The 7816-nt window shown below is 69.7% G+C and carries 6 protein-coding genes; 5 read left to right on the top strand and 1 reads right to left on the bottom strand.

The genetic code is table 11. The features are described 5' to 3' along the window. Positions 1-350: 350 nt before the first annotated feature. Entirely contained in the window at positions 351-845 is a 495-nt protein-coding gene (locus ACWGIG_RS34730) for an inorganic diphosphatase (protein ID WP_185034151.1), read from the bottom strand. A gap of 180 nt (positions 846-1025) precedes the next feature. Between ACWGIG_RS34730 and dacB the strand changes: the two genes are divergently transcribed. From dacB to ftsH, 5 genes are all read left to right on the top strand, one after another. Continuing rightward, a complete protein-coding gene (gene dacB / locus ACWGIG_RS34725; RefSeq protein ID WP_453325683.1) occupies positions 1026-2435 on the top strand; it encodes a D-alanyl-D-alanine carboxypeptidase/D-alanyl-D-alanine endopeptidase in 1410 nt (469 codons plus the stop codon). Between the two features lie 116 nt (positions 2436-2551). After that, positions 2552-3682, top strand: coding sequence for a zinc-dependent metalloprotease (locus ACWGIG_RS34720; RefSeq protein ID WP_453325682.1), 1131 nt, complete (start codon positions 2552-2554; stop codon positions 3680-3682). A gap of 187 nt (positions 3683-3869) precedes the next feature. Continuing rightward, positions 3870-4910, top strand: a complete 1041-nt coding sequence (gene tilS / locus ACWGIG_RS34715; protein ID WP_453325681.1) for a tRNA lysidine(34) synthetase TilS — start codon at positions 3870-3872, stop codon at positions 4908-4910. 16 nt (positions 4911-4926) lie between these two features. Continuing rightward, positions 4927-5487, top strand: coding sequence for a hypoxanthine phosphoribosyltransferase (gene hpt, locus ACWGIG_RS34710; RefSeq protein WP_266664910.1), 561 nt, complete (start codon positions 4927-4929; stop codon positions 5485-5487). Between the two features lie 221 nt (positions 5488-5708). Further along, positions 5709-7748 (top strand): ATP-dependent zinc metalloprotease FtsH, encoded by a 2040-nt coding sequence (gene ftsH / locus ACWGIG_RS34705; protein WP_453325680.1) that lies wholly within the window; start codon positions 5709-5711, stop codon positions 7746-7748. The last annotated feature ends 68 nt before the right edge of the window (positions 7749-7816 follow it).

The following is a 7816-nucleotide window of genomic DNA, read 5'->3' as shown; positions in this document are numbered from 1 at the left end:
TTCCAGGGTCGGACCCGGACTCCGGGTCCGACCCCGCGGTGGGCTTCGCGTCGGACGGCGACGGGAACGCGCTGCGCGCCTCGTCCGACTGCGGCTTGCGGTCCTCGGCTCCCTCGCTGCTCCCGCTACCGCCCTTGCCGCCGCCCTTGCCGTCGCCCTGCGCCTCCGCCACCACTCGCCTCGCTCCCGCCACTCCAGTCCGTCAAACTCCGCCTGCCCAGTATGTTCACGGATTCACGCACCCCGCCGCGTGGACCGGTCCGCCTCCACCGCACCCATGCAAACGGGCGGCCACCCCCTCGTAGAGGGTGTGCCGCCCGCCGCACGGACCAGCTAGCGCCTACGCGCGGTCAGTGCGCCCCACCCTGCGCCTCAAGGCGCTTGTACGAGGCCTCGATCTCGGCCTCCGCCTCGGTGCGGCCGACCCAGTCCGCGCCCTCGACCGACTTGCCCGGCTCCAGGTCCTTGTAGACCTCGAAGAAGTGCTGGATCTCCAGGCGGTCGAACTCCGACACGTGGTGGATGTCGCGCAGGTGCTCCACCCGCGGGTCCGAAGCCGGGACGCACAGCAGCTTGTCGTCGCCGCCGGCCTCGTCGGTCATGCGGAACATGCCGATGGCGCGGCACTTGATGACGCAGCCCGGGAAGGTGGGCTCGTCCAGGATGACCAGCGCGTCAAGCGGGTCACCGTCCTCGCCGAGCGTGTTCTCGACGAATCCGTAGTCCGCGGGGTAACTGGTCGAGGTGAAGAGTCGACGGTCCAGACGGATCCGACCGGTCTCGTGGTCCACCTCGTACTTGTTCCGCGAACCCTTCGGAATCTCGATGGTGACGTCGAACTCCACGGGTGGCTCCTCCATGATCAACACAGTCTTCAAGGGTGGTGCGTCCCCCCGGAGGAAACCGACCCCCGGAGCCCCGGCCTAATGGGCCGGATGTGCCCCGCGGGGTGCCGTGCTCGCGCAAGACGCAGTGATTAAGTGTCCCTCACGCAGACGTGTGATCGCGAAAGGGGCTGGTGCGCAGTGCCCAAGCTCAAGACCTGGCAGCTCACGGCGGGCTCCGCCGTCGCCGGACTGGCACTCGCTGCCGGTGCCGTGGCCGTGGCGGGGCCCTGGGACTCCGGTCAGCGTAAGGCCGAGCGGGACCTGGCGGCCTCCCAGGGCCGTACGGGTGGCGCACATCACGCGGCGCCGGCCCGCGAACCGGCCGAACCGGCCCCTGCACCCAGCGCCCGCGGCGTCCTGAGCGCCCTCGGCGCACCCGCCGCGCCGTCCGCGAAGCCCGACCACCTCAAAGAGGTGCTCGCGCCGCTCCTCGACACGGCCGCCCTCGGCACGCTCCGTACGGCATCGGTCGTCGACGCGGCCACCGGAAAGCAGCTGTACGGGCGCGGGGAGCGGGACGTGATGACGCCCGCCTCCACGGTGAAGATCGCCACGACGGTCGCGGCACTGTCCGCCCTCGGCCCCGACCACCGCATCGCCACCACGGTCCTGGCCGCCCCCGACGGCAAGCGGATCGTCCTCAAGGGCGGCGGCGACCCGACCCTGGAGAAGGACGGCCTGCGCACCCTGGCGGCCGACACCGCCCGCGCCCTGCGCGACAAGGGCGCGGACAAGGTTTCGCTCTCGTACGACACGACCCTCTACACCGGCCCCGAGATCCACCCGATCGGAGAGGGCAACGAGAACCTCGCACGCGTCACCTCTCTGATGGTGAACGAGGGCCGCACCGACGGCACCCGCAGCGGCATCGGCGCCCGCACCCTCGACCCGGCGGGCGACGCGGCCCGCGCCTTCGCTGCGGAACTGCGCGCGCTGGGCGTGCAGGTGACCGGCGACCCGGCCTCGGGCAAGGCCCCCGCCGACGCGCAGCCCGTCGCCAAGACGCTCTCCGCCCCCCTCTCCGCCCTCGTCGAGCGCACCCTCACCCACAGTGACAACGACATCGCCGAGGCACTCGCGCGGCAGACGGCGCTGGCGGCGGGCGGGGAGGTGAGCTTCGCGGGCGCGGGCAAGGCGGTGTACGACCGTCTCGTCGAGCTGAACCTCCCGGCGGACGGCCTCCTGACCGGTGCGCACTTCGCCGACGGCAGCGGTCTCGACCGGGGCGACCGGGTCTCGGCGGGGCTGCTCACCGCCCTCCTCGCCAGGGCGGCGGACCCGGCGCACCCCGAGCTGCGCTCCGTCCTCACCGGGCTACCGGTCGCGGGCTTCAGCGGCACGCTGCAGACGCGCTACGCGGAAAAGGCCGCGGGCACCGGCCTGGTCCGCGCCAAGACGGGCACGCTCACCGGCGTCAACACCCTGGCCGGAACGGTCGTCACCAAGGACGGCCGCCTCCTGGCCTTCGCGTTCCTGGCGGGCGACACCCCGGCGCCTGACCCGGCGCAGAAGGCACTGGACGCGATGGCGTCGGCGCTGACCGGGTAGCCGCCGAGGAGGCGGACGAGCCGGTGCGGACTCTCCCACCCGTCCCGCGAGGCATGCCGCAACCCACCCTTCCCGACCCTCCTCCCCGCACGCCCCCGACAACGTACGGTTGACGCATGACGAGCATCGGTGGTGCGGAGATGGTCGACTGGAAGCTCGCGGTGGCGACCGCGACTCGACTCGTGAGGCCGGGTCCCGACATCAGTCGGGACGAGGCCCGGGCCGTCGTCGCGGAGCTGCGCAGGCACGCCAAGGCGTCCGAGGAACACGTCCGCGCGTTCACGCGGATGATCCCCGAAGGTACTCAGCCGCAGGACACCCCGGTGCTGGTCGTCGACCGCGCCGGCTGGGTGAAGGCGAACGTCGCGGGCTTCCGCGAGCTGCTCAAGCCGCTCCTCGGCAAGATGCAGGAGCGCCGCGGCTCCACCCCGGGCGGCGCCGTCATCGGCGCGGTCGGCGGCAAGGTCACCGGCGTGGAGGTGGGGATGCTGCTGTCCTTCCTGTCCTCCCGGGTCCTCGGCCAGTACGAGACCTTCGCCCCGCCGAGCAGGGACTTCCCCGCGGGTGCGAACGGCGGCGGCAGGCTCCTCCTCGTCGCCCCGAACATCGTGCACGTCGAGCGCGAACTCGAAGTGGACCCGCACGACTTCCGCCTCTGGGTGTGCCTGCACGAGGAGACCCACCGCACCCAGTTCACCGCGGTGCCCTGGCTGCGCGACCATCTGGAGGGCGAGATCCAGTCCTTCCTCGGCGAGACCGAGGTCGACCCGATGACGATCCTGGAGCGCTTCCGCGAAGCCGCCCAGGCGTTCGCGGGGGGCCGCCCGGAGGGCGAGGAGAACGAGGGGGGCCGCAGCCTGGTCGAGCTGGTCCAGACCCCGGCGCAGCGCGAGATCCTCGGCCGCCTGACCGCCGTGATGTCCCTGCTCGAAGGCCACGCGGACTACGTGATGGACGGTGTCGGCCCCCAGGTCGTACCGTCCGTCGCCGAGATCCGCGAGAAGTTCAAGGAGCGCAGGGCCAAGGGCGCGAGCCGCCTCGACCTGGCCCTGCGCAGGTTGCTCGGCATGGACGCCAAGCTGCGCCAGTACAAGGACGGCGAGCGGTTCGTGCGAGCGGTCGTCGAAGAGGTCGGCATGGACGGGTTCAACCGGATCTGGACCTCGCCGAACACGCTCCCCACCAAGTCGGAGATCGCCAAACCGGCGGACTGGGTCGCGAGGGTGCACCGTAAGGGAGAGGCGTGAAGCCGGTGTGCGCGACGGCTGGAACGGTAAGGGAAACGCCCTTTAAATCACCCATCTGAGGGACCGTAAGCGCTGGGTAGGCGTGCAATGCTCGGGTAACCGCTCGTTTCTGTCACCATCTACGCACTCTCAGTGACAGAGGTTTCCTCCTCCCGAGGCACCCCAACTCCACCGAAGGGCACCGGACATGGGTCCCCATCCTGCGGTCGCAGCGATACGCCTGGCGGTCCGCCGCGTACTCCACGACGTATTGAACGACCAGAACCGAACAGATCGAACAGGCTGCTCCGACCGGCACGACCGGCCGGATCAGGGCTCCCCGCTCGTGCTGGTGGCGTGCTCGGGCGGCGCCGACTCCATGGCCCTCGCCTCCGCGCTGGCCTTCGAGGCGCCCAAGCTGGGCGTCCGGGCGGGCGGCGTCACCGTCGACCACAACCTCCAGGCCGGCTCCGGCACCCGCGCCGCCGAAGTCGTCGTCCGGATGACCGCACTCGGCCTGGCACCCGCGGAGGCCGTCGCGGTCACCGTCGGCCGGGCGGGCGGCCCGGAGGCCGCCGCCCGCGACGCCAGGTACGCGGCCCTGGACGGCGCCGTCCTGCGGCACGGAGCCGCCGCGATCCTGCTCGGCCACACCCGCGACGACCAGGCCGAGACCGTCCTCCTCGGCCTCGCCCGCGGCTCCGGCACCCGCTCGCTGTCCGGAATGGCGGCCGTCTCGGGGGCGGCCGGGCGCTACCGCCGTCCCTTCCTGCAGCTCGACCGGCAGACCGCCCGCAAGGCATGCATGGTCCAGTCCCTGCCCGTCTGGGACGACCCGCACAACGCCGACCCCGCCTACACCCGCTCCCGGCTCCGCCAGGAGGGGCTGCCCGCTCTGGAGAAGGCGCTCGGCAAGGGCGTCGTCGAGGCCCTCGCCCGCACGGCCCAGCTGTCGCGCGACGACGCCGACGCCCTCGACGACTGGGCCGCCGAGGCCGGCCGTTCCGTACGGGACGAGACGGGCCGCCTGGAGTGCGCCAAGCTCTACGCCCTGCCGCCCGCCGTGCGGCGCAGGGTGCTGCGCAGGGCGGTCATCGAGGTGGGTTCGCCCGCCGGATCACTCTTCGCCCGGCACATCGAGGAGGTGGACCGCCTGATCACCGGATGGCGTGGGCAGGGGGTCATCAACCTCCCCGGCCGGGTGGAGGCTCAGCGGCAGGGTGGCAGACTGGTCATTCGGCAGGGCTGAAAGTTCTACGAAAGTGATGCGGGTGGACGCGAACGACATGGGCACCGACCTCAAGTCGGTGCTCATCACCAAGGAAGAGATCGACGCGAAGCTGGCCGAACTGGCCGCCGAGGTCGACGCGGAGTACGCGGGCAAGGACCTGCTCATCGTCGGGGTGCTCAAGGGCGCAGTGATGGTGATGGCGGACCTGGCGCGTGCGCTGTCCACCCCGCTCACCATGGACTGGATGGCGGTGTCGTCCTACGGCGCGGGCACCCAGTCCTCCGGTGTGGTCCGGATCCTCAAGGACCTGGACACCGACATCAAGGGCAAGCACGTCCTGATCGTCGAGGACATCATCGACTCCGGCCTGACGCTGTCGTGGCTGCTGTCGAACCTCGGCTCGCGCGAGCCGGCCTCCCTCAATGTGTGCACGCTGCTGCGCAAGCCGGAGGCCGCGAAGGTGGCGATCGACGTGAAGTGGGTCGGTTTCGACATTCCGAATGAGTTTGTCGTCGGGTATGGCCTGGATTACGCGGAGAAGTACCGCAACCTCCCCTTCGTCGGGACCCTCGCGCCCCACGTCTACGGGGGCTGACGGCTCCTCCGGACGGCCACTTGGCGGTCCCGGACCATACACAGGTCCATATCGGGGAACCCCCACGCAATTCCCGGCGTTGAAGCAGGGGAAGGCAGGTTTGTCAGCCGTCCCCTGCGGTCGCGGGTGACAATGCTGGGGTACCGTCCGAAGAACAGTCTTTTATTCAGCGGCATTTACCTACGGGCAGGAGGGACGGGGCAGCAGTTCGCCCCGTATGGATGGACGTGAAGCGATACTTCCGTGGGCCGGTCATGTGGATCGTGCTGGCCGTCCTCGCCGTGGTCGTGCTGATGCAGGTCGTCGGCTCGTCTGGCGGCTACAAGACGGTCGACACCGGCAAGGTCATCCAGGCGATCGACAAGGACCAGGTCGATCAGGTCAAACTGACCACCGGTGACGAACAGATCATCAAGGTGCAGCTGAAGGGCGACCAGAAGGTCGACGACAGCTCCAAGATCCAGGCGAGCTACATCGGGGACCAGGGCTCCAAGCTCGCCGCGAAGCTCGACCAGAAGTTCGAGAGCGGCAAGATCGAGAAGGGTTACACCGTCTCGCCGACGAAGCAGAACGCCTTCGTCGGGATCCTGCTCTCCCTGCTGCCCTTCGTCCTCATCGTCGTCGTCTTCCTGTTCCTGATGAATCAGATGCAGGGCGGCGGTTCCCGGGTCATGCAGTTCGGGAAGTCCAAGGCGAAGCTCATCACCAAGGACACCCCGAAGACGACCTTCTCCGATGTGGCGGGGTCCGACGAGGCCGTCGAGGAGCTCCACGAGATCAAGGAGTTCCTCCAGGAGCCGGCCAAGTTCCAGGCCGTCGGCGCCAAGATCCCCAAGGGCGTGCTGCTGTACGGCCCGCCCGGCACGGGCAAGACGCTGCTCGCGCGTGCTGTCGCGGGCGAGGCGGGCGTGCCGTTCTACTCCATCTCGGGTTCCGACTTCGTCGAGATGTTCGTGGGTGTCGGCGCCTCGCGTGTCCGTGACCTCTTCGAGCAGGCCAAGGCGAACGCCCCGGCGATCGTCTTCGTCGACGAGATCGACGCCGTCGGCCGCCACCGCGGCGCCGGCATGGGCGGCGGTCACGACGAGCGGGAGCAGACGCTCAACCAGCTGCTCGTCGAGATGGACGGCTTCGACGTGAAGGGCGGCGTCATCCTGATCGCCGCCACGAACCGCCCGGACATCCTCGACCCGGCGCTGCTGCGCCCGGGCCGTTTCGACCGGCAGATCGCGGTCGACCGCCCGGACATGCAGGGCCGTCTGGAGATCCTCAAGGTTCACCAGAAGGGCAAGCCGGTCGCCGCGGACGTCGATCTCGGTGCAGTCGCCCGCCGTACGCCCGGCTTCACGGGCGCGGACCTGGCGAATGTGCTGAATGAAGCCGCGCTGCTCACCGCACGCAGCAACATGAAGCTGATCGACAACCACATGCTCGACGAGGCGATCGACCGAGTCGTGGCGGGACCGCAGAAGCGGACCCGGATCATGTCCGAGAAGGAAAAGAAGATCACCGCGTACCACGAGGGCGGACACGCCCTGGTCGCGGCGGCCCTGCCGAACTCGGACCCGGTCCACAAGATCACGATCCTGTCGCGCGGCCGTGCCCTGGGTTACACCATGGTCCTGCCGGAAGAGGACAAGTACTCGACCACGCGCAACGAAATGCTCGACCAGCTGGGGTACATGCTGGGCGGGCGCGCGGCCGAGGAGCTCGTCTTCCACGACCCGACGACAGGCGCTGCGAACGACATCGAGAAGGCCACCAGTACGGCCCGCGCGATGGTCACGCAGTACGGCATGACCGAGCGCCTCGGCGCGATCAAGTTCGGCGGCGACAACACCGAGCCCTTCCTGGGCCGGGACATGACGCACCAGCGCGACTACTCGGAAGAGGTCGCCGCGCTCGTCGACGAAGAGGTCAAGAAGCTCATCGAGACCGCGCACAACGAGGCGTGGGAGATCCTGGTCGAGAACCGCGACGTTCTCGACAACCTGGTTCTGGCCCTCCTGGAGAAGGAGACGCTGAACAAGGAGCAGATCGCCGAGATCTTCCAGCCGATCGTGAAGCGTCCGGCCCGCCCCGCGTGGACCGGTTCTTCCCGCCGTACGCCGTCGACCCGGCCGCCGGTGCTGTCGCCCAAGGAACTGGCACTCACCAACGGTGCCGCGAACGGTGCGACGGCCGCGATCACCTCGGTGACCAAGGACACGACGCCCGGCGACGCGGTCCCGGCTCCGGAAGAGCGCCCGGAGAACAGCTAGTCCCTCCCCGTACCCGGTCCACACCGGGCCCGGAATGGATGCCGCGACCCCCAGGTTTTAGCCTGGGG

The sequence above is a fragment of the Streptomyces sp. NPDC054863 genome, from assembly GCF_053610825.1.
The sequence above is the reverse complement of the archived record's forward strand: the minus strand, read 5'-3'. Positions and strand labels throughout refer to the sequence as shown.

Excerpts from the sequence above, each read along its gene's own strand:
- ftsH (WP_453325680.1), top strand. The coding sequence starts at position 5,709 with ATGGACGTGAAGCGATACTTCCGTGGGCCGGTCATGTGGATCGTGCTG.
- ACWGIG_RS34720 (WP_453325682.1), top strand. The coding sequence starts at position 2,552 with ATGACGAGCATCGGTGGTGCGGAGATGGTCGACTGGAAGCTCGCGGTG.
- hpt (WP_266664910.1), top strand. The coding sequence starts at position 4,927 with ATGCGGGTGGACGCGAACGACATGGGCACCGACCTCAAGTCGGTGCTC.
- tilS (WP_453325681.1), top strand. The coding sequence starts at position 3,870 with ATGGGTCCCCATCCTGCGGTCGCAGCGATACGCCTGGCGGTCCGCCGC.